We start from the raw sequence: 25,991 nt of genomic DNA on the forward strand, positions 1-25,991 counted from the left end.
GATCGAGCCACGGCGATGACAAGGGGCACCTCGCGATCATGAGCGGAACCCGGCGCCGGGCTGCCTCCCACTCGCCGACCGCCCGAAGGATCCCCATGACCACCGTTGACGACGCCTCCCGGGCCCACCGGATCGCGGGCGGCCTCGCCCTCGTGGCGGCCCCCGTGTTCCTGCTCGCGGGCGGCATCAGCCACGGCGCCGACCAGCCCGGCGCGCTGGCCCAGCTGACCCGCGTACGCGCCGACCCCGGCCGCTGGTACGTCGCGCACCTGCTGATGATCATCGGCTTCGCCCTGCTGATCCCGGCGGCGTTGCAGCTGATCCGGCCGATCCGCCGGGGCGCGCCGCGCGTACACCTGGTGGCGGTGGTGCTGATCGGGCTCGGCGGCATCGCGATGATCGCTCAGATCGTGCTGGACGGCTTCGGTCAGTGGCTGCTCGCGCAGGCGGGCGATCCCACGACGGGCGGGCTGCTGCTCGAACGCCTGCGCTCGGCCCCGGAGCTGGTGATCCCGACCGCGCGGCTGTCCGGCCCGCTGGCGGTGGGGTTGTTCTGGTGCGCCTTCGGGCTGTGGAAGACGAAGACGGCGCCGGGATGGCAGGTGGCCGTCCTGGGCGTGGCTTCGGTGGCGCTGATGGCCGCCATCGCCGGCGGCCTGGCTCCCGCGATGGCGGTGGCCTTCGTCTGCCTGGCGGTGGTCATGGTGCCGACCGGCGTCCGGGAGATGGCGTCCGGCGTACGCGCACCGGCCGTGCCGCCGCTGTCCGCCGCACCGGCGGAGCTGGCCGAGACCGCGGCGCGCTGAGCGTCGCGGCGGGTGCCGCCGAGCGGTCTCAGGCGACGGCGTCGCGCCGGTGCGCGCGCGGGGCCCCGGCCGGCAACGCGACGAGCACCGGGTGGGCAGCCGGGCGGACGGCTGGACGGGCGGCTGGACGGGCGGTCGGGCGGGCCGGGCCGAGCAGCAGGTCGACGCTGCGCAGCCCGCCCGCGGGAATGGTGATCGGCCCCGCGCCGCCCAGGAGGACCGGCCGGTCGGCGGCCCGGTCGCCGGCCATGGCGAGCACGTACCAGTCGCCGTGCGGCACCGGGTCGAGCAGCCAGTCGCCGGGGGCGGGGATCGTGATGCCCGCGAGCGGCCGGCCATGCGCGGCGGGCTGGTCGAACAGGCCGATGAACACCGGACCCGCGAGACCGGACCGGCCGCCGCGGACGCTGCCCGCGAGCGAGCCGCGGGACGCGGGATCGAAGGCGTCGAACTCGATCGGGTCGAAGCCGTCGAAGCGGCGGAACCGACCGGGCGAGACCCCGACGCACTCGGTGAACCGGGTCGTGAAGGTCCCGAGACTGGTGTAGCCGACCTGGCAGGAGATGTCGGCGACGCTGTCCGTCGTGGTCCGCAGCAGCCGCTTGGCCTCGTGCATGCGCACGGTCGTCAGGAATCGTCCGGGTGATATCCCGGTGATCCGCCGGAACAATCGCGAGAAATAGAATCGACTCATGATCGCGGCGTGGGCTATGTCGTCGAGGGTCAGGGGTTCGGCGTACTTTTCGCGGATCAGCGTAATCGCACGTTGAACGGCGTCGTGCATCGTCCCCCCTTGCCCGAAACATTGCCGAAACCCTTGCGTTCAAGGGAAAGCCCCTGCCACGGACGTCTGCCCGACGGCGACCCGGAGGCGACCAGCCGCGAACAGTGTACATGCATAAATGTCATCCCTCCATTTTGGTCCTTTGTCCTGCGCCTTTCGAGTGAGTCCACAGTGCTATATTGCGGCGCAATGCGGTTGCGGGCCGGCCGAATCCGCCGTCGGCGCCCATCCCGGCCTGCCATCGCCGGGCGATCTCGCGCAGCCGGCCGGCCCCGGCGATCGTGTAGTGGTCGGCCCGGTAGCGGTCGACGACGATGTCCGGGCACAGCGATCGCCAGTGCTCGGCCGCGCCGGGCCGGGCCGACCGCGTCGCCGCGGCCAGGAAGACGCGCATGCCCGCAGCCGCCGGACCCGGCCGGTACGCCGCCAGCGCGGCCAGGTTCCGTGCGTGCGCCCCGGCCAGCCGCCGGTACGCGGCCAGGTCGACCTCGGCGGGGAACAGGCCGGCCGCCACCGCGATCGCGTGGGCCTGCGCGTCCGATGTGGAACTCGTGAGCCGGCGGCGTACCGCGGCGGGCAGGCGGCCCTCGGCGAGGTCGGTCAGGAACTCCAGATGCGCCCGGGCGCCGTCGGGCCGGCCGCGGACGCCCCGCGCGTCGCTGTCGATCATCAGTACGGTGCAGGACCGGCCGGCCGCGCACAGCTGCTGCGCCACCTCGTACGCGAGGACGCCGCCCATCGACCAGCCGCCGAGCAGGTAGGGCCCGTCGGGGTCGGCCCGCTGCAGGGCTTGTCGATAGCGGGCCGCGATCTCGGCGAGCGTACGCTCCGGCTGCCCGCCGGCCGGCGGTTCGAGGCCGGCGAAGGCGGTCACCGCCCCGGGCCAGTCCGCCGCCAGCGGTGCGTACGCGCCGACGGAACCACCCACCGGCGGGAACAGCCACAGCCGGTCGCCGGGCCGGTCCGCGAGCACCACCGCGCCCGCATCGGGCTCGGCGGCCGGTGGTTCGCCGTCCAGCGCCGCGATCCGGGCGGCGAGCGCGCGTACGGTCGGGGTCTGGAAGACCTGGCCGATCGGGACCGCGACGCCGTGCCGGTCGCGGATGCGGTGCACGAGCCGCAGGGCGAGCAGCGACGTGCCGCCCAGTTCGAAGAAGTGCTGGTCGGGGCCGACGGCCGGCACCTCCAGCAGGTCTGCCCAGAGTGCCGCCAGTTCCTGCGTGAGGGCATCGGGAGCGGTGGCCGTGCCGGGCGCGGGGGCCGACCGGGCGAGGGTCGCGGCGATGTCCACCTTGCCGTTGCCCGTCAGTGTCAGCTCGTCCACGACGGCGACCTGCCCCGGCACCATGTACGCCGGCAGCGCCGCGCGCAGCCGCCGCGTGAGCGCCACCGGGTCGGCGGTCGTGCCGGCGGCGGGCACGACGGCCGCCACCAGCCGCAGCCCGCCGGGGGAGGACTGGGTGCCGACCGCGCACTCGCGTACCGAGGGGTCGGCGAGCAGGACGGCCTCGATCTCGCCCGGCTCGACCCGGAAGCCCTGGATCTTCAGCTGCCGGTCGGCCCGGCCGAGGAACTCGATCGTCCCGTCCGGCCAGTACCGGCCGAGGTCGCCGGCGTCGTACAGCCGCTCGCCGGCCGGCCCGGTGACGAACTTGCGATCGGTGGTCTCCGGGTCGCCGAGGTAGCCGAGCGCCACCCCGGCCCCGCCGATGTGGATGCGGCCGGTGGCCCAGGGCGCGCGTACGCGGCGGCGGCCGTCGAGGACCGTCATCGTCTGGTGCCGCAGCGGCCGTCCATAGGGGACACTGCGCCAGGCCGGGTCGAGCCGGCCGACCTCGAAGTGGTTGGACCAGATCGACGCCTCGGTCGCCCCGCCCAGCGCCAGTACGCGGCTGCCCGGCCACCACGACCGCAGCCGGTCCGGCAGCGGCAGCGGGATCCAGTCGCCGCTGAGCAGGAACACCCGCGCGGGCGCCCGGCGGGCGGCGGGGTCGGCTGCGGTCACCTCGCACAGCAGCTCGGCGAGCGCGGGCACCGAGTTCCAGACCGTCACGCCGCGCTCGGCCGCCAGCGTGGCCCAGGCCTCGGGGTCGGGCCGCGGCGCGGGATCGGGCAGGACCAGGGCCGCCCCCGCGGCCAGGCTGCCGAACACGTCCCACACCGACAGGTCGAAGCTCAGCGACGAGATGCCGAAGACCCGGTCGGCCGAGGTCAGCCCGATGCGCTCGTTGACGTCCGCGATCGTGTTGACGGCACCCCGGTGATCGATCATGACGCCCTTGGGCGTACCGGTGGAGCCGGAGGTGTGGATGACGTACGCGAGCGCCCGGTCACCGGCCACGCGCGGCAGCCGCGGGGACTCGGCCGTCAGGTCCGCGAGGGTGACGTCCACAGTGGTCACATCCGGGAGGTCCGGGCCGCCGGGCCGGCGTACGGCCACCTTCGCCCGGCAGTCGGCCAGCAGCCGCTCGATCCGGTCGGCCGGCAGCGCGGCGTCCACCGGGCAGTAGGCGGCACCGGCGCGCTCGATCGCCAGCACCGCGACGACCTGCTCCCAGCCCTTCGCCAGGACCACCGGGACCAGGTCGCCCGGGCGCGTACCGGCCGCGCGCAACCGGTGGGCCACTGCCCGTGACGCGGTCTCCAGCTGCGCGTACGTCAGGGTCCGGTCGCTGGTGAGGACCGCCGGCGCCGCGGGGGTCGCGGCCGCCCAGCGCAGGAACCCGGTCTCCAGCCGGGCCTCGCCCGCCGGTCCGCTCGCCGGGTTCAGGCCCGCGACCAGCTCGCGGTGCGCGGCCGGCACCGGGTCGCCCGGCTCCCGCCCGGCCGCCAGCGCCTCGACCGTCGCGCGGTAGGCGCCGAACATCAGCTCCGCGAGCCCGGCCGGGAAAGCCTCGTCCACGCAGTCCCAGACGCAGCTCACCCCGCCGCCGGGCAGGTCCTGCACCTGGTTGTCCACCAGCACCTGGGGAGTACGCAGAGCGGTGTCCACGATCCGGCAGGCGCCCCGGCCCGGCGCGGCCGGCGGCATCCCGGCGCCGAGCATGCTGTTGAAGACGTAGGGGAGGGCCGCGCGGGGCGGCAGTCCGCGGCGTACGGCGACCTCCCGCAGCACCGCCACGCCGCTGACCGCCGAGCGGCCCATGTCCGTCCACAGTTGACGCTGGACGCGCTGCCCCCGCTCCCAGTAGCCGCCCTCGGCGAGGTCCACCGCGAGCGGCAGGGTCGAGCTCAGCTGGCCGACGACCGGCCCGGCGTCGCCGGCGTCCCCGGGATGCAGCACGTTCAGGGTGAACTCCGGCCGCTCGGCCCAGGTCGCGAGCGTCTCCGCGTACGCGTGCAGCAGCGCGGCCGCCGGCATGATCCGGTGCGCCTGGACGGTCGAGCGCAGCGTCGCCCACTGGGCCGCCGAGAGGTCGAACGAGCGCCGGACCAGGTTGCCCGGGCGGACCGAGGACAGCGGCCGGGCCAGCGGCAGCTGCGGGGCGTCCGGCAGGCTGTCCACCCGGCCCAGCCAGTACGCGCGGTGCTCGGCGTACCGGGGGCCGTCCTGTTCGGCGGCCAGTTCGAGGCGGCGCCGGCGGAACGTCGCCCGCACCGGCGGCAGCTCGGCATCCGCGTCGGCGTAGCGGGCCGAGAACTCCGACCACACCTGGCGGATGCTCGCGCCGTCCAGCAGCAGCAGGCTCATCACGACGTGCACCCGGTACCGGTGCTCGCGGACGCGGGTCGCCTCCAGCCGCAGCAGGGGCCACTCGTGCGGGTCGGGGCCCGGGGCGCACATCCGGCGCCGGACGTCCCCGATCGCGGCGTCCTGCTCGGTGGCCGGGCGGCCGCGGAGGTCGTGCACCGGCAGGGGAGCCCCCGCGCCGATCTCGTCGAGGCCGAGGACCCGCTGTCCACCGTCGACGACGACGGTACGCAGATGCTCGTGGCGGCGTACCAGAGTGTCGAGGACGCCTGCGGCGCGGCCGGGGTCGAACCCGGCGACGTCGAACTCGATGTAGTAGTGCGGCCGGAAGCCGCCCAGCTCCACCAGGTCGGTCGACCCGACCAGGTAGGCCTCCTGCAGGTCGGTCAGGGGGAAGGCCGCACTCACGACATCCGCCGCAGCTGACGGGCCAGCGCGTCGTAGACCAGCGCCAGCATCTGCTCGGGATGGTCGTGCAGGAAGAAATGCCCGCCCGACATCAGGCGTACGCCGAAAGCCTCGGTCGTGTAGCGCGCCCAGTGCTCCAGCTCCCCGGCCGCGACCATCGGGTCGTGGGTGCCGCCGAAGACGGTGATCGGCAGATCCATCGGCGGGCCCAGGCGGTGCTCGTACTGCTCGGTGAGGGCGAAGTCGGCGCGCAGCAGCGGCAGGGCGCGCACGAGCACCGCTTCGTCGTCGAGCAGTTCGGCCGGGGTGCCGCCGAGCAGCCGCAGGCGGCGCCGCAGTTCGGCGGCGGACGCGGCGTGAACGGGCGGCACATGGGTGGGCCGGTGCGGCGCCTCCTTGCCCGAGACCAGCAGCGCCATCGGCTCGGCCACGCCGGTCTCGCGCAGACGCCGGCACGCCTCGAACGCGATGAAGGCGCCCATGCTGTGCCCGAACCACGCGTGCGGCCGGTCGAGCAGCGGCTGGACGGCGGCCACCAGATCGGTGACCATCGTGTCCATGTCGCTGATCGGAGTCTCGGTGAACCGGCTCTCCCGGCCCGGCGGGCGGATCGCGATGACCTCGACGTCCGGCCCGAGGTCCTTGCCCCACATCCGGTAGACGGCCGCGCCGCCGCCCGCGTGCGGTACGCAGAACAGCCGCAACCGGGCGGCCGGAGCCGGCTGCCAGCGTACGGTCCAGCCGGGATCGACGCCGGGATGCGTCAGCAGTGTCTCCATCGTCGTCGTCCTCGGGGTCCGCACCCGGTCCGGGCGGAGCGGGCCGCGCCGACCGCCGGCCGGTGGCGGCCATCGGCCCGCTCGACACACCACTCTGGCGTACGCCGAGGACTCTCGTCTTCGTCTATGTTGCTCTCTTCGGTACTTGCGTCGTCACTGATCGTGTATATCGACGGTCCTCAAGACGGGGATGGGGGCATTCACCATCACTCCCTTGGCCGATATGGGCACATCAGGTGGCTGGAGACGCGAACCGCCTTGATCGAATACCGCCATATCGGCACCGCGGCCCCGATTTCCTTGATCAAATACCTCTATGTCGGCACGGGAGTGCCTTTCTGCCGGATAGACGGTATTTGATCAAGCCATTCAGGTCCGGCTTGCCGTAATAGCGGTAAACGATCACCCCGCGACAGCCGGTTCGATGGGTGCGGCTTGACGGGTGGCTCGATCGTGGAGTGCAAGCTTGATCAAGTACCCGCATCCTGCAGAAAACCGGCCGATTTCGCAGATTGCGGGTACTTGATCAAGCCGTGGAGATCCACTTCTACAGAATCCGGGTACTCGATCACCCGGCCGAAGGTCGGCGAAACCGCGAGTTTGCCGGTGGGCGCCGACCCGTGCTTCGGCTCCGTTTCGGGGAGATGACTATTGACATATAGACGTGTTTCGTAATGTACTGCCGCGATGAGACAACGTTGTCATGCCTTCCTCGCCGCGGCCGCCGCGTTGCTCCCGGTCGCCGCCCTGATCACCGTCCTGACCCCGGCGGCCGCCGCCCCGCCGCCGGGTGTCACGGTCACCGACGGCAACGCCCGGTTCGAGGTGTTGTCGCCCTCCCTCATCCGCCTCGAGTACGCCGGTGACGCCGTCTTCGAGGACGCGACCTCCTTCACGGCGGTCAACCGGACGTTCCCCGTGGCCGCGTACACGACGAACGTGACGGCCGACGGGTACCGCGAGATCCACACGAGCGCGGTGACCCTGAGATACAAGCAGAACAGCGGTCCCTTCACCGCCGCCAACCTCTCCGTCCTGGTGGCCGGCACGGGGATCACGGCCGCCCCGGCGTTTCCGTCCTACTGCGTCTACGGCACCGCCTGCGAGGGCGAGAACGCGCTGCTGGCGGGCTGGGCGTCGACCGCGTACGACCACACGGGGTTCACCGGGACCGGTTTCGCGGCCGGGTTCACGAACGTCGGCGCCGCCATCACGCAGGACGTCTCGGCCGTTCCGTCCGCGGGCACCTACCGTCTCGCCGTGCGGTACGCGAACGCCAACGCGACGCGTACGGTGTCGACGACGGTCAACGGGGCGGCCGGTCCGACGCTGAGCCTGCCGACCACGTCGAGCTGGAACACGTGGGGGACCGCGTCGGTCAACGTGCCGTTGCGGGCCGGCACGAACACGATCCGGATCAGCTACGGCGCGAGCGATTCCGCCAACGTCAACTTCGACAGCCTCGCCGTGACCGCGTCGGGCAGCACCACCTACCCGGCCGCGCAGACCGCCCTGAAGACCACCGGCTACGGCGCCGGGCCGCAGAACTCGCTCGGCGGCTGGTCGCGCACGCTCGACAACCCGGCGGTGCTGCCCGTCCCCGAGCACCCCGGCATCCTCGACCGCGACGGCTGGTACCTGCTCGACGACTCGCGTACCGCGCTGCTGTCGGCCGGCCACACGGTCACCGACCGCGTCCCGCACGGCGCGCAGCCGTACCAGGACGGCTACTTCTTCGGCTACGGCCAGGACTACAAGCAGGGCCTCAAGGATCTCAACACGCTCACCGGCGCGGCGAACCTGCTGCCCGAGTCGGCCTACGGCGTCTGGTACTCGCGCTACTACGCGTACACGACGGCGGACTACCAGAACACGCTGCTGCCCAAGTTCCGCTCGACCTTCACGCCGATCGACTGGCTCGTCGTCGACACCGACTGGAAGGCGCCGAGCACCTGGAACGGCTGGAACTGGAACAGCTCCCTGTTCCCCGACCCGCAGGGCTTCATGAACTGGACCGCGAGCCAGGGCCTGTCGGTCTCGCTCAACATCCACCCCAACATCAACAGCGCCGACCCCCGGTTCGCCGCCACCAACAGCGCCGCGGGCGGCCTCACCCGCGACGGCACCGGCACCGACTACCGCTTCGACTGGTCCGTCCCGGCCCAGCTCACCGCGTACCTCGCCCTCCACGATCAGTTCGAACAGCAGGGTGTACGCGAGTGGTGGCTGGACTACTGCACCAACTGCGCCCAGTCCGTGGCGTCGAACGAGCACGTGGCGCCGGACAATTTGATCAACCAGGCGTACGCGGACGACGCGACCGCCCGGGGACTGCGCGGCTTCTCGTTCGCCCGGCTCGGCGGCTCGGCCGAGGGCAACGACGACAGCAGCTACCCGATCGGACCCTGGTCGGAGCGCCGCAACACGATGCAGTTCACCGGTGACACCCCGGCGACCTGGGCGATGCTCGCGTACGAGGCACGGTTCACGGCGGACGAGGCGGCGGCCGGGCTGTCGAACGTCAGCCACGACATCGGCAGCTTCCACGGCGGCCACCTCGCCGACGACATGTACGCGCGCTGGGTCCAGCTCGGCACCTTCCAGCCGGTGCTGCGGCTGCACTCCGACCACGGCGACCGGCTGCCGTGGAACTACGGGACCGCCGCGGCCGCCAGCGCGACCAGGTTCCTGCGGCTGCGCGAATCCCTGGTCCCGTACACCTATACGCTCGCGCGGCAGGCGAATCAGACCGGCGTACCGATCGTGCGGCCGCTCTACCTGAACTATCCGGGGCAGAGCGCGGCGTACACGTCGACGGGCGAGTACCTCTACGGCGACGACGTCCTGGTCGCGCCGATCACCACGGCCAACGACGCCAACGGCAACGGTTCCACGAGCGTCTGGATCCCGCCGGGCACGTGGACGAACTACTTCACCGGCACCAGCTACACCGGTCCGACCACGGTCACGGTCACCTCGCCGACGGGGGAGATGCCGGTGTTCCTGCGGTCGGGCGGCGTGCTGCCGACGCGTACGGACTACGTGGACCACGCCACCCAGAGCGCGCTCACGCAGCTGACCGTCAACGTCGCCGCCGGCGGGGACGGCTCGTTCACGCTCTACCAGGACGCGGGCGAGGGTCTCGGCTACCAGAGCGGCCAGTCGACCTCGTCCCCGATCACCTGGTCCGACAGCACGCGTACGCTGACCCTCGGCGCCACGACGGGCACCTTCGGCGGGGCGGCGGCCGCGCGCGCGTACACGTTGAGATTGTCGAACGCGGTGGCGCCCACGGCCGTGAGCGTCGACGGGGTGACGGTGCCGGAAACGGCCTGGGCCTACAACACCAACCTGCGGACGGTGACCGTGACGACCGCGGCGCTGGCGGTGGGATCGGCGCACACGATCGCCTTGAGCGGCAGCGCGACCGCGAACCCGGCGGTGGGCGAGATCGTCGGACCCGGGGGCCTGTGCCTGGACATCCGCGGCGGCACGAGCACCGACGGCACCGCGGCGCAGCTGTGGGGCTGCAACCACACGACCGCGCAGACGTTCGGCCACCCGTCCGACCAGACGCTGCGCGTGCTCGGCAAGTGCCTCGGCACCTCGGCGACCGCCAACCACTCCCTCGTCGCCCTGTCCACCTGCACCGGCGCCGCCGGGCAGACCTGGACGCAGCGTGCCGACGGCACGCTCCTGAACGCCGCCTCGGGCCGGTGCCTGGATGATCCCAACGGGAACACCACGCCCGGGGCGGTCCAACTGGAGATCTACGACTGCAACGCCGGCGGTACGCAGATCTGGAAACTCCCGCCGACCCCGCTCACCGGCCCCGGCGGCCTGTGCGCGGACGTGGCGGGGGCGTACCCGGCGACGGGCACGGCCGTCCAGCTGTGGAGCTGCAACCAGTCCGACGCGCAACGCTGGTCGGTCCCGGGCGACCAGAGCATCCGCGTGTTCGGCAAGTGCCTCGACGTGAGCGGCGGCCTCACGGCCAACGGGACCACGGTCCAGCTGTGGGACTGCAACGGCAGCGGGGCACAGCAGTGGGTCACGCAGTCGGACGGATCGCTGCGCAACGTCCTGTCCGGACGGTGCCTCGACGACCCCAACAACAACCAGAAGGCGGGCGACCTCCTGCAGATCTACGACTGCAACACCACCGCCGCCCAGAAGTTCCACCTGAGCTGACCCCTGCGGGCGGCTCCCGGCGATCTTGCGGGCGGCTTCCGGCGATCTTGCGCGAATGTCCGGGCATTCCGGGTATACCGGACGGAATCCGAGGCATTCGCGCAAGATCGCCGGGCGGCACGACGCGGCTTGGGGCGGCTTGGGGCGGCGGAGAGTGTCCACGGTGTACCTCGTCCGTGGTGTGAGCTGGCGCACGTCCGGGAATCCGGGAATCTACCTGCCGGTAGCGGATTTGATCAGGACATGACCACGACGCTCACCGCCGCCCCACCCATGCCCGGCGACCTGCTGACCGCCGGCCAGCGACTGCGGCTGGTGGTCGTCCTCGGCTCACTCATCGCGATCGGCCCGCTCACCATCGACATGTACCTGCCGTCGCTGCCCTCGATCAGCGCCGCCCTCGGCGCCAGCTCCACGGCGGTCCAGCTCACCCTCACCGGTACGCTCGCCGGCCTCGGCCTCGGGCAGCTGCTGATCGGGCCGCTGTCGGACGCGTACGGGCGGCGGCGGCCGCTGATCGCCGGCCTCGTCCTGCACGTGATCGCCTCGGTCCTGTGCGTCATGGCCCCCGGCATCGTGACCCTCGGCGCCCTGCGCGTCCTGCAGGGCCTGGGCGTCGCCGCGTCCTCGGTCGTCGCCATGGCCGTCGTGCGGGACATGTTCAGCGGCACGGCGTTCGCCCGCCTCTTCTCCCGCCTCATGCTCGTCATGGGCGCGGCACCGGTCCTCGCGCCGACCCTCGGCGGCGCCGTCCTGCGCTGGACCCAGTGGCGCGGCGTCTTCGTCGTCCTCGCCGGCTTCGGCGTACTCCTGACGCTGGTGGCGGTCTTCGCGCTGCAGGAGACCCTCCCCGTCGCACGGCGGCACCGCGGCGGCGCGGCCGAGACCGTCCGCATCTACGGCCAGCTCCTGCGCGACCGGACCTTCGTCGGCCTCGTCTTCGTCGCCGGACTCGCGATGGCGGCGCTGTTCGCGTACGTGGCGGGGTCGTCGTTCGTCCTGCAGGGCCAATATGGTCTCAACGAGCAGCAGTTCGCGCTGGCGTTCGGCGCGGGCGCGGTCGGCCTCATCGGCGCGACCCAGCTCAACGTCCGCCTCCTGCGCCGGTACGCGCCCCAGCAGATCCTCCTCGGGTCGCTCGTCGGCGGCACCGTCGCCGGGACGGTCCTCGTCACGTTCGCGGCGACCGGCCTGGGCGGACTGCCCGCACTGCTCGCCTCGCTGTGGGCGGTCCTGGCCGCCGGCGGGCTAGCCCTGCCGAACGCGCCCGCCCTCGCGATGTCCCGGCACGGGGAATCGGCGGGCACCGCGGCCGCGCTGCTCGGCGCCGTCCAGTTCGGAGTGGGAGCGGTGGCGGCGCCGATGGTCGGCGTACTCGGAGCGGACGCGGTCGCGATGGGCTCGGTGATCCTGGCCGGGATGGTGGCCGCACTGGGGATCGGAGCGGTCGTGGTCAAGGGCGGGCGCTTCGAAGCGGTCGAACCGGTCGCCGTCCACGTGTGATCCGCGGGAAAATCCTCCAGCCGGGTACACCGAACCCATATCCCGACCGGTCCAGGAGAGCATGCACGATTTCGCGGACTTCGTCGGCACCCGCTCCACCCGCCTGCTGCGCGTCGCGTACCTGCTGACGCGCGACTGGCCGCTGGCCGAGGATCTCCTGCAGACCGCACTGGCCAAGGCGTGGACGGCCTGGCGGCGTATCGACGGCGACCCCGAGGCGTACGTCCGCAAGATCCTGGTGAACACCTATGCCTCGTGGTGGCGACGGCGCTGGCAGGCGGAGACGCCGGTCAGCGAGGTGCCGGAGCCCTCGTTCCACGCTCCGGAGCCGACGGACGACCGCCGCACGCTGATGGCGGCGCTGGGCCGCCTGCCGCGCCAGCAGCGCGCGGTGATCGTGCTGCGCTACTACGAGGACCTGTCCGAGCGGGAGATCGCGGAGATCCTGCGGATCTCGCCGGGCACGGTCAAGAGCCACGCGGCCAAGGCGCTGGCCAACCTGCGTACCGACCCCGCGCTGCTCGCGTTCGACCCCGTCGCGCCGGCCGGGCTGCCGCGCACCGCCGGGGTCGCCGATCGCATCCGCCGCAACCAGACTCGCAAGGTCACCGCGGCGGCCGCGGCACTGGCGCTGCTCATGGCCTTCATCATCGGGTACGCGACAGCCGGCCACCGGCCCGCGCCCCGACCGGCCACCCCGTCGCCGAGCCAGGTACCGGAGGAGGGTACGGGCAGCCCCGTCGCGCCCGGGGTCACGCTGTCGACGGACCTCCCAGTGGTGCAGTGGCGGGTGCCGGCGGCCCGGTCCGACATCACCTACATGATCAGGTGCGTCAGCGGGAGCGCCGCGGTCGAGTTCGCGATCGAAGGCCACCGGCTGGGCTTCGCGAACTGCTCGAACGAGTCGACGGCCTACGTCCGGCCCGACCCCGAACAGGTACGCGCACTGCCCGACGTCGAGAACGCCACGCTCGTCCTGCAGCTGACCGGCGGCGCCTTCAGCGACATGTCCAACGGCGTCCCGCACGGCCAGGTGTTCGTCGAGGCGCGTACGGACATGTGGTGGCATTCCATGACGGAGTACCCGGCGGAGATCCTGTCCCCGGCGGCCCCGGTTCGATCCGTCCCACCCGGACGTTGGGTGGTCCACATCGCACCGGGACACGCGTACTGGGTCAACATCAGCGTGGCCGAGAGGTCGATCGTGCGCTGCCTCGGGTCGGTGCCCTACTCCGCGTGCACCGTCCCGTTCGATGTGAACAGCTTGGCAGGGGCGGAGCTGCGTGCGGAGCCGGCACAGGACGGCAACGAACACGACTGGGGGGTCTGGCTGACTCCGCGGTGAACGATCCCCGACGAGGGTAAGATCAACGTCGGGGCGATCGCCATGCGCGTACGTTTGCTGGTTGCCGGTCTGCTGCTGGCCTTCCTGGCCCCGGCCCGGGCCTATGCCGCCGATCCCGGCCTCGGCGATGCGATCACGCTGACCGGCGACGTCGAAGGTGACGTCGTGACCGTGACGCCGCTGAAGGTCGCGAACCCGGCGGCCGCCGCGGACGACTTCAGCGGGCCAGACGCGGGCCACAAGCTCGTCGGGGTGCAGTTCAGGCTGCAGAACGCGGGGACCGTCACCTACAGCGACTCCCCGGACAACTGTGCCACCCTCGTGGACACCGACGGCCAGCGCTTCCACCCGACGATCGCGGACATCGCCGCGGGGCCGACCTTCCCGGGTTCGGTGACGATGAGCCCGGGCGGTTCGGCGCTGGGCTGGATCGTCTTCGAGGTGCCGTCGTCCGCGCGGCCCGCGAGCGTTCAGTTCACGCCCGACAGCGGCTTCGCCGACGATACCGGGGAGTGGACGCTGCCGGCGGGGAACACGGCCGCGAACCCGCCTGCCGCGGCGAGTCCGGCGGCGGTGGTGACCGCGTACGTCGATGCGATCAACAGCGGTGACTATCAGCGGGCCTGGGCGCTCGGCGGCAGCAGCTTCGACAGCGACGAGGGGCATTTCGCGGCCGGGTTCGCGACCACCCGGCACGACACGCTCACCATCGACGGGACGTCCGGCGGCACGGTGCGGGTCACGCTGGACGCCGAGCAGACCGACGGGTCCCACCAGGTGTACGAGGGGTACTACACCGTCCAGGGTGGAGTGATCGTGGGCGGCAGCCTCGAACGCACCCGGTGACGGTGACGCGGCGGTGAACCCGCGGCGAATTCGATCTCCTACCGGTTCCTCTGGAGGTGGGATGTCCGTAGGGTCGGGATGATCATCCATTATGGAACTCCCGGAGGTACGCGTGTCCCGCACCACCCGCAAGATCCTGACCACTGCCGCGGCCGCCGCCGTGCTGACCGCGTCGACGCTGGCCGTCGCGTCGCCGGCCCAGGCCGCCACGCACTTCTCCATGCAGAACTACAAGAGTGCCCTGTGCATGTCGGTCAGCGGCGGCGGCAGCACCGCGAACGGCGCGGAGATCGTGCAGTGGCTCTGCCCGTACGACACGAGCGCGCCGGAGCGGCTGTGGCACTGGTCGGACGCCCGCATCGTCAACGACAAGAGCGGCAAGTGCCTGTCGGTCGGCGGCGGCGGCAGCACCGCCAACGGCGCCGCGATCATCCAGTGGACCTGCAACGGCGGTCCGGAGCAGAACTGGCGGACGAGCGGCGGCTACCTGGTCAACGGCAAGAGCGGCAAGGTCGTCTCGGTCGAGGGCGGCGGCAGCGAGACCGCCGGCGCGCGCATGATCCAGTGGAGCGTGACCGGCGGCCAGGAGCAGGGCTGGGACTTCCAGGCCCTGTACGCCGACGCCTGATCACCGCTGCGAAGGAGGCTCCTGCGGTAGCGGAGCCGGCCCGATGCGATCTACACCGGATCGGGTCGGAACCGGTGGAAGCGCGGGGTGTCGATCAGGGTCCAGCCGTCGAGTTCGGCGCGGCCCGGAGCGCTGGGCTGCCAGCCGCGGCCCAGCGCCTCGTCGAGCAGGGCGCGGACGACGCCCGGACGGTTCAGGTTCAGGTAGTCGTCTCCGCGTACCGCCGCGCCGGTGTGCAGGATGCCGTTGGACACCAGACGTCCGGGGCCGCTCGCGAAGACGACGTCGAGCCGGCCGGGCGTACCGTCGCGACGGATCGTGACGTGCTCGGTGCAGTCGTGGTAGAGCGGCGTGCCGTCGGCGGCCAGCTCGGCGTGGTGGCTGTGGGAATTGGTCCACCGGTACGTCGCCTGATCGACGACCAGCATCCGGGCACCCTTGCGCTGCTTCATGAGGCCGGCCTGCGCCAGATCCGGATCTCCGTCGGCGGCAGGGGCTCGGCGTACGGCCCGTCCGCCAGCAACCGGCGCAGATCCCGTTCGAACGCGCCGACCCGGCCGCCGAACAGGTGCGGCGCCGAATCCGAGCGGGAGAACGTCCAGGCCAGGAGGTCGTCGGCCGTCCGGCTGACGGGCTGCCCGGCCGGTACCACGTGCTGTTCGTAGCCCGTGTATCCGGCGCGGTCCAGGACGAGTTCCTCCCGGCCGGGTGTCTCGCCGGACGCGATGGCGCCCTGGCCGGCTCGGCGTACCGGGCCGAGGTAGGCGCGGACGAGCTCGGCGATACGCGCGTACGGCGGCGGGGGCAGGGGCGTCGGCTCGGCTGGGGCGGCCTTGTAGTCGCTGAGCAGCACGAACGCGCCGCCCGGTTCGAGCATGTCCCGCACGGTCGCGGCGACGCGGTCCCGGTCGGTCCAGTGGAACGAGTTGCCGAACGTGACCATGCGGAAGGTTCCCAGCCCGGCCGGCAGATCCTCGGCCCGGGCCCGCACCCACCGTACGCCGACCGTGTCGTACCGGGCCGCCTCCGCGAGCATGCCGGCGTCCGGGTCGATGCCGACGGCCCCGGCGAACATCGGGGCCAGCGCCAGGGTGAGGGTGCCCGGACCGCAGCCGGCGTCGAGGTACCGGCCGCGGCCGTCGAGCCCGAGGGCGTCGCGCAGGGTGGCGGCGTACCCGGGGGCGTAGGGGAGGCGGCCGCGCAGGTAGTACGCGGCCGCCCCGGCGAACAGGGAGTCGTCCCACTCCCAGCCGTCGATCACTGGTCGGTGCCGGGCGGCTTGCGCCAGACCGACACGTGGCTCTCGCTGTCGTTGGTGAAGGGGGCGCCGTCCCAGCCCGCGACGCGGCGTTCGAGCGTCAGGCCGGCCAGCCGGGCCATGAGGTCGCACTCCGCGGGCCAGATGTAGCGGAAGTTGCTGGCGCCATAGGTGACCGTTCCGTCCGGTGCCGTGCGGTAGTGGTGAGAGGTGCCCTGCTGCGTGGTCATGTCGTAGGTGTCGAAGCCGACGTGCCGCTCGCTGACGTCGAAGGGGACGGCCGCCTGGCCCGGCGGGAACCGGCGGATGCCGGGGATCCACAGTTCGATGACGAACCGGCCGCCGGGCGCCAGGTGGCGGGCCGCGTTGCGGAAGACCTCCACCTGCTCGTCCTGCGTACGCACATTGCCGATGCTGTTCCACACGACGTACACGAGGGAGAAGGGTCCACCCGGGACGGTCGTGGTCGCCATGTCGCCGACGAACACCGGCAGCTGGTCCTCGGGAAGCTTGCGGCGCAGGCGTTCGGCCATCGGCGCGGACAGTTCGATCCCGGTGACCGGGATGCCGCGCGCGGCGAGCGGGACCGCGACGCGCCCGGTGCCGACGGCGAACTCCAGCGCGGGTCCGGGCCCGGCCAGTTCGGCCAGGAAGTCGACGGCGGGGTCGAGCACCCCGGGGGCGAACATGTCCGCCGCGAGTTCGTCATACTGCTCGGCGTCGTCCTCGGTCCACAGGTCGCTCGAACTCTCCGTGGCCGTCATGCGGTCTCGCTCATCGTCATAGGCGGAGCCTGCCCGCTATGTCCCGGTCGCGCCACCAAATTTCGCCCGGCGGCGAAACGAGGCGTATGCGGCTGTCCGGTTCGGGGCCCCGCGGTTCGTCATGGAGGCGACGGCATGGCGAGCACGAGCGAACGGAGACGAAGCATGGTGTCGCGGGAGATCGAGACCTTCATCGAGTACCTGGACGGCGCGCGCGACCACGTGCTGGGCATCCTCGACGGTCTCCCGGCGGACGACCTGCGCCGGGCCGTCCTGCCGAGCGGCTGGAACTGCCTGGAACTGGTCCGGCACCTGACCGTCGACGTCGAGCGGTTCTGGTTCCGCGGGGTCGTCGCCGGGGAGCCCGCCGTGACCGGGACGTTCGTGGCCGGCCTCACCGCGCACTGGCACGTTCCCGACGGCATGAGCGCCGAGGAGGTGCTGGCCGACTACCGGGCGGAGGTCGAGTACGCGAACGCCGTGCTGGCCGCCCTCCCGGACGGGCTCGACCGGGAGCCCGCCGTCTGGCCGGTGGCGCTCTGGCCCGGCTGGCGCCTGCCGGACCTGCGCAGCGTGCTGCTGCACGTCGTGACCGAGACGTCCGTGCACGCCGGACACCTGGACGCGGTACGCGAACTGATCGACGGGGCGTCCTGGTTCGGCCGGGATCCCTACGACAAGGCGTGACACGAGCCTGAGGGAAGCCGGAGATCCCGTTTGGATCAGGGAAATCACCCGAATCTTGGCCCAAGATTACGTGCGATCCCCTGATCCAAACGGGATCATGGAAGGGGCCGCCCACGGGTGACCCGCGGGCGGCCCCCGGGCTTTCACTTCATGATGCAGGTGACGCTGGGCGTCGCGTTGGCCGTGTTGTTCCAGCTCGCGAGGAACCCGAACGTCGTCGACGCTCCGGGTGCCAGGCTGCTGTTGTAACTCATGCCGGCCGCCGTCACGGCCGCCCCCGTCTGGCTGACGGTGGCGTTCCAGGACTGGCTGATCTGCTGGCCGTTGCCGAACGTGAACGTCGCCGTCCACGACGACGTGGGTACCGTGCCGCCGTTGCGTACGGTCACCTCGCCCTGGAATCCGCCGCTCCACTGCGACACGACCTTGTAGGTCGTCCCGCACGGGCCGCCGCCGCCCGAAGGCGACGGCGAAACGGAGGGCGACACCGACGGCGACACCGAAGGCGACGGCGACACCGAACGGGACGGCGAGGCGGAGGAGGAGGGGACCACCCCGCCGAGTACGCGGGCCACCGCCGGGTAGAACCGGTCGGCCATCTTCTGGAAGCCGCCCGTGTTCGGGTGCACCCCGTCCACGGTGTCGGCGACCGCGTCGAATCCGGTCCACGCGTCGACCAGCGTGATCGGCGAGGCCGCCGTCGTGAGCCCGGCCGCCCACGCGGGCAGCGCGTTGTCGAACTCGACAATGTCGGCCGGGCAGGTCGAGCAGGCCGCCGCGCTCATCGGGATGATCTGCGCGACGATGATCTTCATGTTGGGGTTGCTCGCCCGCATCTGCCCGACGAGCTTCGTGAACGCGGCCAGCTTGGTCGCGGTCGTGATGTAGTGCCCCCACATGTCGTTGGTCCCGAGGTGCATCAGGACGACGTCCGGCTGGGCCGCGGCGAGCCACGGCGGCAGCTGGTTGTTGTCCGCGATGCCGGTCGCGGCGTACCCGCCGTGGCCCTCGTGGTCCCAGTCGTAGGAGTAGCCGGGATTGCAGCCGCCGCCGTCGGACACGCCACCGACGAAGTCGATGTTCGTGTAGCCGGCCGTCTGCAGCTGGTGCCACAGCATCGCCCGCCAGCAGCCCGGTCCGGCCGTGATCGAGTCACCCAGCGGCATGATGCGTACCGGGGTCGCCGACTGGGCCGGCCGGGCCGCGACGAACGTCCCCGTCACGAGGAGCGCCGCGAGCAACGCGTACAGGAAAGGTCTGCGCGGCATGGGTCAGCTCGCCGTGCAGGTCACCGCGGGCACGGCGTTGGTGCCGTTCCACGAGGCCAGGAAGCCGAAGGAGGTGGACGCGCCCGCCCCCAGGCTGCCGTTGTAGGTCACGTTCTTCGCGGTCACGTTCGCGCCGCTGCTGGTCACGGTCGCGCTCCAGAACTGCGTGACGGTCTGGCCGTTCGCGTACGTCCAGGTCGTGGTCCAGGAACTGATCGCCGCGCTGCCCGCGGTCACCTTGACCTCGCCCTGGAAGCCGCCCGGCCAGGAATTCGTGATCGTGTACGCGGCGGTGCACGCCTTGGCCCCCGAGGAGGCGCTCGGCGACGCGCTCGCCGACCGGGACGCCGACGGGGAGGCCGACGGCGACGCGGAGCGGGACGCCGAGGCGGACGGCGACGCGCTCGCCGACGCCGACGGGGAGGTGGACGTGCCGTAGACGCTCGCCTGCTTGGCGGTGGCGGTGATGCCGTTGGCGCCGTTGAAGATGCGCAGGCCCCACGTGGACAGCTGGGTCGGGTCGAAGTTGTTGGTCATGTCCAGGTACGGGTCGTTGTTGCCGGCCCAGGACCAGCCGATGTACCCGAGGCCGCGGGCGTTCGCCTCGGCCATGACGGTCTGGTCGTCGACGTTGCTCGTCGAGCGCTGCCAGCCGAACTCGCCGATCACCAGCGGCCACCCGTTGTCGCGGAACCGGTTGAGGTAGTCGGTGATCGCCGTGGCCGTGTTGAACACGTCGTACATGTGGATCGACAGGACCGTGTTGTGCTGGGTGTCGGCGGCGAGGACCGTGGCGGCGTTGTCGCGCATGACGTACTGCCAGTCCTGGCCCCAGTTCGGCGCGTCGACCATGAGCAGGTGCTCGAAGCCGTTGGTACGCATCTTCTGGATGGCCGCCGTGGTGGCCGCGGTCCACTGTCCCGGGTTGGTGTTGCCGATCGGCTCGTTGCCGATGTTGATGACGATGTAGCTCTCCTGGCCGACGAGGTTGGCCTTCTGGGTGATCCAGTAGTTGACGGCCTCGTCGAGCGTGGCGGCCGCGCTGTCCTCGCCGTAACCGGTGGTGTCGTGCACCTCCAGTACGCAGATCAGCTTGTTCTGCTTGCACAGCGACACGACGTTGGCCACGTCGGTCGACGGCCCCCACCGCTTGCCGCTGCCGAGCACCACCCGGACGGTGTTGGCGCCCAGCGCCTTGATGTTGGCGAACGAGCTGGTCTGGCCGGTGAACCAGACGTGCTCGTGGTTCACGCCGCGCATGATGAAATTCTGGCCGTTGGCCTCGACGATGTTGCGGCCGCTGATGTGCAGCCCGACGGATGCTTCGGCGGGTCCGACGAAGACGAGCGTGGACGCGACGACGGCGAGCACGGCGGAGCCGAGCGCCAGGATCAGTCTTTTCATGGCCTTCCTCAGAAGGGAGGCCCCGAGATCACGGGGCGGACGCGTCTGGAAACACAGACATGGACGTGTCTGCCTGAGGACGCCCGAACTCACCCGCGCACGGAGCCATCAGCGTAGATGTACACATCGGCCGGACGCAAGTATGGTGCCGTCCATGATGGACGATCATGAGACGGCGCCGGCGCTGGGCCCGGTCGGCTACCGCGTCATCCTGGAGAACGAACTCGTCCGCGTGTGGCAGGTCGCCCTCGAACCCGGCCAGACGCAGGCGCTGCACCACCACGAGCACCCCTACCTGGTGATCGCGATCGAGGGGGCGATCAACGTGGTGGAGACGCTCGACGGGCAGCGCCGCGACGCGCCCGAACCCACCGGCAGCGTGGTGTTCCGGCCGCCCGGCGACACCCACACGCTCACCAACGTGGGGGAGACGCGCTACGTGAGCAGGATCGTCGAACTCAAGCAGTGAACGCGTACGCCTTGCGAGCGATGCCCATAATGTCTGATGGGCTGTAGTTTGTCGGTATGACGCAGGAACGGGTGTTCGCCGGGCCGACCGGCCTCGGGACCGCGAGCACCCGCGTCGGCGCGCCGGAGCCCCGCTTCGACATTCCCTATCCGAGCCGGATCAGCCCCGACGTCGAACGGGCCCGGCTCGAAGGATTGCGCTGGGCCAGGGAGATGGGCATCGTCCGGGACGGCGCGGAGACGGCCGCCCTGGACGCCCCGCGGTTCGACCGGCTGGCCGCGTACGCGTACCCGGGGCACGTCGGAGCACCGCTCGATCTCGTCGTCGAGCTGATGCTGTGGTTCTTCCCGTTCGACGACCTGTTCGACGGCCCGCTCGGCCGGGATCCAGCCGCGACCGCGGCGTTGATCGAGAACCTGGTCGCCGGCATGTACGCGGAGCGGCCGCCGTCGCCGTTCGACCCGCCGATGGTCCGGGCGTTCCTGGATCTGTGGCACCGGGCCCGGATCGGCACCACCCCCTCCTGGCGTACGCGCCTGCACAGCGACTCCGAGGCGTACCTGCGGTCGTACCAGTGGGAAGCGGCCAACCGCGTACGCGGGCGGGTCCCGAGTGTGGCGTCCTATGTGGAGATGCGGCGGCACTCGATCGGCGTGTGGCCGAGCCTGGACGTGGGGGAGAGCACCGGGCGGTTCGAGATCCCGCAGGTGGCCTTCCGCAGCGACCACGTCCAGACCATGCGCCGGCTGTGCAGCGACGTCGTCGTGCTCGTCAACGAGGCGTACTCGGCGGCGAAGGACCACGAGCACGGCGACCTGAACCTGGCGGTGCTGCTGGAGCGGGAGGAAGGCCTGACCGCCCGGCAGGCGCGGGCGCGGGTGGTGGCGATGGCCGAGGCGTGCGTGGCCGACTTCGTCCGGCTGGACGCGGGCCTCGACCGGTTGTGCGACGACCTGAACATCCCCGCCGCCCGCCCCGACCTCGAACGGTACGCCGACGGGATGCGGTCGTGGATGCGCGGCAACCTCGACTGGTCCCGGGAAACCGTGCGCTACCGGAGCTAGGGGATCTCGGGGATCGTGAGCAGGTGGACGGTTCCGCCGGGAAGCCCTGTCGCGGCCACCGCGAGCGTACTGCGGTCCGCCGACACGTAGCTCGGGCCCGACCACGTTCCCGTCGTCGCCCGGACGCGGTCCCACACGCCGACGCCGGGATCGACCGCGAAGACGTGCAACGTCCCGTCCGGTAGGGCCGTGGCGCCCAGCGCGGACGCGTACTGGCCGCTGTCGATCTGCCCGGCGGCGGCCCACGTCCCGGCGGCCGACCGGGCGCGGTCCCAGACCCCGCCGCCCGGCACGATCGTCTGGACGTGCAGCGTGCCGTCCGGCAGCCCGGCCGCCGAGAGCGCCACGACGTTGCCGTTGGTGTCGATCTCGGCCGAAGCCGCCCACGTCCCGGCGGCCGACCGGGTCCGGTCCCAGACCCCGCCGCCCGGCACCAGGGTCTGCACGTGCAGGGTGCCGTTCGGCAGCGCCGCCGCGGACACGGCCGTGATGTCGCCGTTGACGTCGATGTGGGTCGAGCTCGCCCACACGCCGGCCGCCGAGCGTACCCGGTCCCAGATGCCGCTGCCCGGCACCAGCGTCTCCACGTGCAGCGTGCCGTCCGGCAGCGCCGCGGACGCGATCGCCGTGATCGTCGTGTTGGCGTCGATCTTCGTGCTCGCGCTCCACGTCCCGTCGGCCGCGCGCGTGCGGTCCCAGACGCCGCTGCCGGGCACCAGCGTCTGCACGTGCAGGGTTCCATCAGGCAGAGCAGCGGCCGCCGTACGCCCGATCGCGCCGTTCGCGTCGACCGTCGCCGCACCCGTCCACGTGCCGTCGGCGGCCCGGACCGCGTCGCGTACCGGGCCGCGCAGGGGCTGGTCGACGACCCCGTAGTACGGCGACCACACGCGCGCCTTGTAGAAGTGCGCTCCGGTCCGGCGGCGCGTCGCGGCCGGGCCGAAGAAGTCCACGGTGTCGGTGCACCAGTCGTTGGTCGCCGCGCACGCACCGGCCGGCGACTTGGCCGCGTCGGCCTTCGTCTCGACGACCTGCCCCGACGGCTGGTTGCCGATCGACTTGACCGCGGTCCGGCCGCCCATCGCGGGGACGGTGAACGACTTCGCCGCCTTGTCGAACAGGTACTCGCCGGAATTCGTCGTCACCCAGAGCTTGCCGCTGTCGTACGCGTACGGGTAGACGTCGTGGCCCCAGGCGGTCGGCAGGATCGCCCGCCAGGTCGGGTCCTCGGCCAGCGTCGGCCGGGCGGGGGTGCCGCCGATCCGCAGCGCCGTCAGGATGTGCTGCTGCGTCACCGGGTCCTGCCCGATCACCCACAGCCGCATGATCGCCGGGTCCCAGACCGTCGCGTGCGCCGAGGCGAGGTCGAACTGGGCGTACGCGGTCGCGTTCGGGCCTTGGGAGGACGCGTAGACGCGTACCCAGCCGGCGGTCGAGGCGGCGATCGCGACGTTGCCGTCCGGCAGGAGCTCCGCCGAGTGCAGGTTGCCCGGGATCACCTGCGCCCAGATCCGGGACCCGCCGGGGTAGTCCACGACGGCGGCGAGGTTGGTGCTGGCCGCGTACGCGAACCGCTGCCCGGACCCCCAGGTCCGCAGCTTGAAGTCGGACACCAGGGTGGCCGCCGAGATCTCGGCGCTGGAGAACCCCTCGGCGGCGGTGGGCTTCCAGCTCCACTTCACCGCGGCCGCGCTGTTCCAGTCCGCCACGGCCGGATCGAACGCCAGCAGCTGCCCCGAAGTCTGATCCCCGCCCACCACCCAGAAATCCCCGGTGGCCGCGAAACCGGGCCGCGCAACGGGCGGAACGGCGAGCAGCCCGCAGGCGGCGGCGACAGCGACGAGACGGCGGAAGATCATATGGCGATCATACGATCTTCGGTTCACGACTGTCGAGATCGGACGAACAAGCGGGACCGGACCGCGGAGGATGATGCGTCGCCCCACTCGCCTGGCAGGGCTACCCCCGTCACGTTCTGTGACGGGGGTAGCCCGGTCTCCCGCGCGAGGAGCGGAGGTGAGATCGACGGACCCGGGACAAAAAGCCCTTGAACTTGATCTCTACTCCGAAGACGTCCTCAGCAGGTGATGATGAGGATGGAGACGACGTTGCAGGTGGCGGAGGCGGTGTCGTTGGCCGCGTTGGGATCGGCCGGCGCCGACGTGGTCCGGGTGGCGGTGACCTTGACCTGGCCGAGCGTGAGCGCGCCGACGGGCAGCCGGAACGTCTTGCTCGCGTTGGCCCCGTTAGACAGAGCCCCGTAAGTGCAGGTCACGACTGATCCGGCTTGGGTGCAGCCGGTGGCGAGCTGGGTCGCGGTGGAGCCGTTGGGCAGGGTGGCCGTGATGCTCGCACTGGTCGCCGCGTCCGGACCGAGGTCGGTGACCTTGATCGTGTACTCGATCGCGGAGTTGAGCAGGGCCGGCTTGGCCACCGCCTGGAGGTCGACGGCGAGATCCGCGGCGGGCGGCTTCGGCGCGGCCTTGAAGGCGATCGCACCGGGCCGGGAGACGCCGATCGTCGACACCGGATTGTAGGTGGTCGTGCTGATCAGCGTCACCTTGTCATTGAGCAGATCGGACACGTACGCGTACTGGCCGGTGCCGTCGACCGCGACGTCGAGCACCATGCCATAGCCCGTACGCGTCGCGGACACGGTGTTCGTCGCCGTGTCGACGACCGACAATGCCCCCGACTGGCAGCCGACGATCAGCCTGGCCCCGTTCGGCGTGACGGCCGCCGCGAACGGCTGGGCGCACACCGGAATCGTCGCCGTGACCGTGTTGGTGGCGGTGCTGATCACCTGGACCGTGTCGGCGTAGTTGTTCGGCACGTACAGGAACGTCCCGGCCGGGTTGACCGCGGCGTACTCCGGATACTGCCCGACGTTCACCGTCGCGGTGACGGCGTTCGTCGTCGTATCCACAACGGACACGGAATTGTCGGTCGTCACGTACGCCTTGGTGCCCTGGCTGGGCACCACGATCCCGTGCGGGCTCCCGCCGACGGGAACGGTCGCGAGCACCATGTGGGTCGCGGTGTCGATCACCGTCACCGTGCCCGAGCCGATGTTCGCGACGTAGAGCCGGGTACCCGCCGCGTTGACGGCCATCCGGTCCGGCTCGGAACCGACCAGGATCCGGCCCAGTGACGTGTTCGTCGTGGCGTTGAACGCCTCCACGAAGTCGCCGAACCGGTCGGAGGCGAAGTACACGTCGTGCGCGGGATCCGCGACGACGCCGTTGACATAGCTGTCGAGTGCCGGCGTGGCGACGGCCGCGTCGGTGGCGGTGTCGATCACCGTCACCGTCGGTGAGGTGGCGCCGGCCACATACAGCCGGCCTGGGACGTTGGCGGCATGGGCGGTGGTCGCCGGGATGGCGCACAGCGTGGTGGCGACGAGCGTCAGCACGGGCATGAACGCCAGGCTGCGACGGAAGCTCATGGATACCGTCCTCTTCGTTCGATGTGGATCGTGTGCGCCGAACGCTAATTCGATCGGAGGACGGGAAGAGGCGAAACGCGAGTTGCCGACAGCGAACCACCTGTGAGTGTGAATCTCTGTTGTGTTTCGGATAGGCCGTCCGAGTGTCTTTCACGTCGCTCGATCTTTGATTCTCATTGCGGATCACTTTCATCCCCGTGATCACCCTCCACATCCGACACTCGCTCCATCGCGCGCCGCCGCTCGCCCGTCCCCGACTGCCTCGACTGCCTCGACTGCGACGATCTTGCGCGAGTGTCCGGCTCGCCCTGATCAAGCCTTCGTGTCGTGATCTTGACGGATGCGGCGAAACCAACGCCTTCCTCTCAACCGGTCGGTGCAAGTGGGTCGTTGACCTTCTTGGTGCTGGCTGGTTGAGAGGGGTCGCGGGTGGCGAGGGCTCATGTGCTGACGGCGGATTTGCGGTTGGTGATCGAGAATCTGTGGCGGCAGGGTGCGACGTTCGAGGAGATCGCGGTAGCGGTCGGTACCGACTTTTCGACGGTGTGGCGGGAGTTGGATCGTCATAACTCGCATCGGCACGGGGTGAAGAATCCGCTGGGCTCGACGCGGGGCGGGTTGTATCGGTGGGGGTACACCGCACAGTGGGCA

20 protein-coding genes are annotated in these 25,991 nt (G+C 71.4%); 10 read left to right on the forward strand and 10 right to left on the reverse strand.

Features of this window, described 5'->3' with window-relative positions; translation table 11 throughout:
- Positions 1 to 95: 95 nt before the first annotated feature.
- Complete coding sequence (locus tag G401_RS0135135; protein ID WP_027346177.1) at positions 96 to 806, forward strand: hypothetical protein; 711 nt, start codon at positions 96 to 98, stop codon at positions 804 to 806.
- Positions 807 to 834: 28 nt separating this feature from the next.
- On the opposite strand, the gene G401_RS50585 is transcribed toward G401_RS0135135, so the two are convergent.
- From G401_RS50585 to G401_RS50595, 3 genes are all read right to left on the reverse strand, one after another.
- Positions 835 to 1,590, reverse strand: a complete 756-nt coding sequence (locus tag G401_RS50585) for a helix-turn-helix transcriptional regulator (protein ID WP_084557974.1) — start codon at positions 1,588 to 1,590, stop codon at positions 835 to 837.
- 121 nt (positions 1,591 to 1,711) lie between these two features.
- Entirely contained in the window at positions 1,712 to 5,689 is a 3,978-nt protein-coding gene (locus tag G401_RS50590; RefSeq protein ID WP_051367631.1) for a non-ribosomal peptide synthetase, read from the reverse strand.
- Positions 5,686 to 6,468 (reverse strand): thioesterase II family protein, encoded by a 783-nt coding sequence (locus G401_RS50595; protein ID WP_051367633.1) that lies wholly within the window; start codon positions 6,466 to 6,468, stop codon positions 5,686 to 5,688. Before G401_RS50595 ends, G401_RS50590 begins: the two co-directional genes overlap by 4 nt.
- A gap of 687 nt (positions 6,469 to 7,155) precedes the next feature.
- Between G401_RS50595 and G401_RS50600 the strand changes: the two genes are divergently transcribed.
- From G401_RS50600 to G401_RS50620, 5 genes are all read left to right on the forward strand, one after another.
- On the forward strand, positions 7,156 to 10,659 hold the full coding sequence (locus tag G401_RS50600; protein WP_051367635.1) for a ricin-type beta-trefoil lectin domain protein: 3,504 nt from the start codon (positions 7,156 to 7,158) through the stop codon (positions 10,657 to 10,659).
- Between the two features lie 243 nt (positions 10,660 to 10,902).
- Positions 10,903 to 12,162, forward strand: a complete 1,260-nt coding sequence (locus G401_RS0135160) for a multidrug effflux MFS transporter (protein ID WP_211240934.1) — start codon at positions 10,903 to 10,905, stop codon at positions 12,160 to 12,162.
- A 61-nt stretch (positions 12,163 to 12,223) separates the two neighbouring features.
- Positions 12,224 to 13,507, forward strand: a complete 1,284-nt coding sequence (locus G401_RS54245) for a SigE family RNA polymerase sigma factor (RefSeq protein WP_064741929.1) — start codon at positions 12,224 to 12,226, stop codon at positions 13,505 to 13,507.
- A 42-nt stretch (positions 13,508 to 13,549) separates the two neighbouring features.
- Positions 13,550 to 14,353, forward strand: coding sequence for a DUF4352 domain-containing protein (locus G401_RS53720; RefSeq protein ID WP_051367637.1), 804 nt, complete (start codon positions 13,550 to 13,552; stop codon positions 14,351 to 14,353).
- 91 nt (positions 14,354 to 14,444) lie between these two features.
- Entirely contained in the window at positions 14,445 to 14,981 is a 537-nt protein-coding gene (locus G401_RS50620; RefSeq protein WP_051367639.1) for an RICIN domain-containing protein, read from the forward strand.
- 50 nt (positions 14,982 to 15,031) lie between these two features.
- On the opposite strand, the gene G401_RS50625 is transcribed toward G401_RS50620, so the two are convergent.
- The 3 genes from G401_RS50625 to G401_RS0135195 are packed head-to-tail and all read right to left on the reverse strand — an operon-like array spanning position 15,032 to position 17,003.
- A complete protein-coding gene (locus G401_RS50625) occupies positions 15,032 to 15,409 on the reverse strand; it encodes a hypothetical protein (RefSeq protein WP_211240935.1) in 378 nt (125 codons plus the stop codon).
- 20 nt (positions 15,410 to 15,429) lie between these two features.
- Complete coding sequence (locus G401_RS0135190; RefSeq protein ID WP_027346179.1) at positions 15,430 to 16,242, reverse strand: class I SAM-dependent methyltransferase; 813 nt, start codon at positions 16,240 to 16,242, stop codon at positions 15,430 to 15,432.
- Entirely contained in the window at positions 16,239 to 17,003 is a 765-nt protein-coding gene (locus G401_RS0135195; RefSeq protein ID WP_027346180.1) for a class I SAM-dependent DNA methyltransferase, read from the reverse strand. The genes G401_RS0135190 and G401_RS0135195 overlap by 4 nt, the downstream gene beginning before the upstream one ends.
- A gap of 135 nt (positions 17,004 to 17,138) precedes the next feature.
- On the opposite strand from G401_RS0135195, the gene G401_RS0135200 reads away from it, so the two are divergent.
- The gene (locus G401_RS0135200; protein ID WP_211240936.1) at positions 17,139 to 17,690 is read left to right on the forward strand and encodes a DinB family protein; all 552 of its coding nucleotides are present in this window, start codon (positions 17,139 to 17,141) and stop codon (positions 17,688 to 17,690) included.
- 143 nt (positions 17,691 to 17,833) lie between these two features.
- Here the strand turns inward: G401_RS0135200 and G401_RS0135205 are convergent, their stop codons facing one another.
- Together G401_RS0135205 and G401_RS0135210 are read right to left on the reverse strand one after the other, a co-directional pair.
- Positions 17,834 to 18,958 (reverse strand): cellulose binding domain-containing protein, encoded by a 1,125-nt coding sequence (locus G401_RS0135205; protein ID WP_027346182.1) that lies wholly within the window; start codon positions 18,956 to 18,958, stop codon positions 17,834 to 17,836.
- 3 nt (positions 18,959 to 18,961) lie between these two features.
- Positions 18,962 to 20,362, reverse strand: a complete 1,401-nt coding sequence (locus G401_RS0135210; RefSeq protein WP_027346183.1) for a cellulase family glycosylhydrolase — start codon at positions 20,360 to 20,362, stop codon at positions 18,962 to 18,964.
- Between the two features lie 157 nt (positions 20,363 to 20,519).
- Between G401_RS0135210 and G401_RS0135215 the strand changes: the two genes are divergently transcribed.
- Complete coding sequence (locus G401_RS0135215; RefSeq protein WP_027346184.1) at positions 20,520 to 20,831, forward strand: cupin domain-containing protein; 312 nt, start codon at positions 20,520 to 20,522, stop codon at positions 20,829 to 20,831.
- A 56-nt stretch (positions 20,832 to 20,887) separates the two neighbouring features.
- Positions 20,888 to 21,895, forward strand: coding sequence for a terpene synthase family protein (locus G401_RS0135220; protein WP_027346185.1), 1,008 nt, complete (start codon positions 20,888 to 20,890; stop codon positions 21,893 to 21,895).
- Here the strand turns inward: G401_RS0135220 and G401_RS53725 are convergent.
- Complete coding sequence (locus tag G401_RS53725; RefSeq protein WP_051367644.1) at positions 21,892 to 23,754, reverse strand: DUF6528 family protein; 1,863 nt, start codon at positions 23,752 to 23,754, stop codon at positions 21,892 to 21,894. The two genes, G401_RS0135220 and G401_RS53725, sit on opposite strands and share 4 nt — an antisense overlap.
- A 218-nt stretch (positions 23,755 to 23,972) precedes the next feature.
- Positions 23,973 to 25,340: a DUF11 domain-containing protein gene (locus G401_RS0135235; protein WP_051367646.1), complete on the reverse strand. Its 1,368-nt coding sequence runs from the start codon at positions 25,338 to 25,340 to the stop codon at positions 23,973 to 23,975.
- A gap of 429 nt (positions 25,341 to 25,769) precedes the next feature.
- Here G401_RS0135235 and G401_RS55260 point away from each other — a divergent pair.
- On the forward strand, positions 25,770 to 25,991 hold a 222-nt coding region (locus tag G401_RS55260), incomplete at its 3' end, for a helix-turn-helix domain-containing protein (RefSeq protein ID WP_157546700.1).

It is taken from the genome of Hamadaea tsunoensis DSM 44101 (genome assembly GCF_000428945.1).
In the GTDB taxonomy this organism is placed as follows: domain Bacteria; phylum Actinomycetota; class Actinomycetes; order Mycobacteriales; family Micromonosporaceae; genus Hamadaea; species Hamadaea tsunoensis.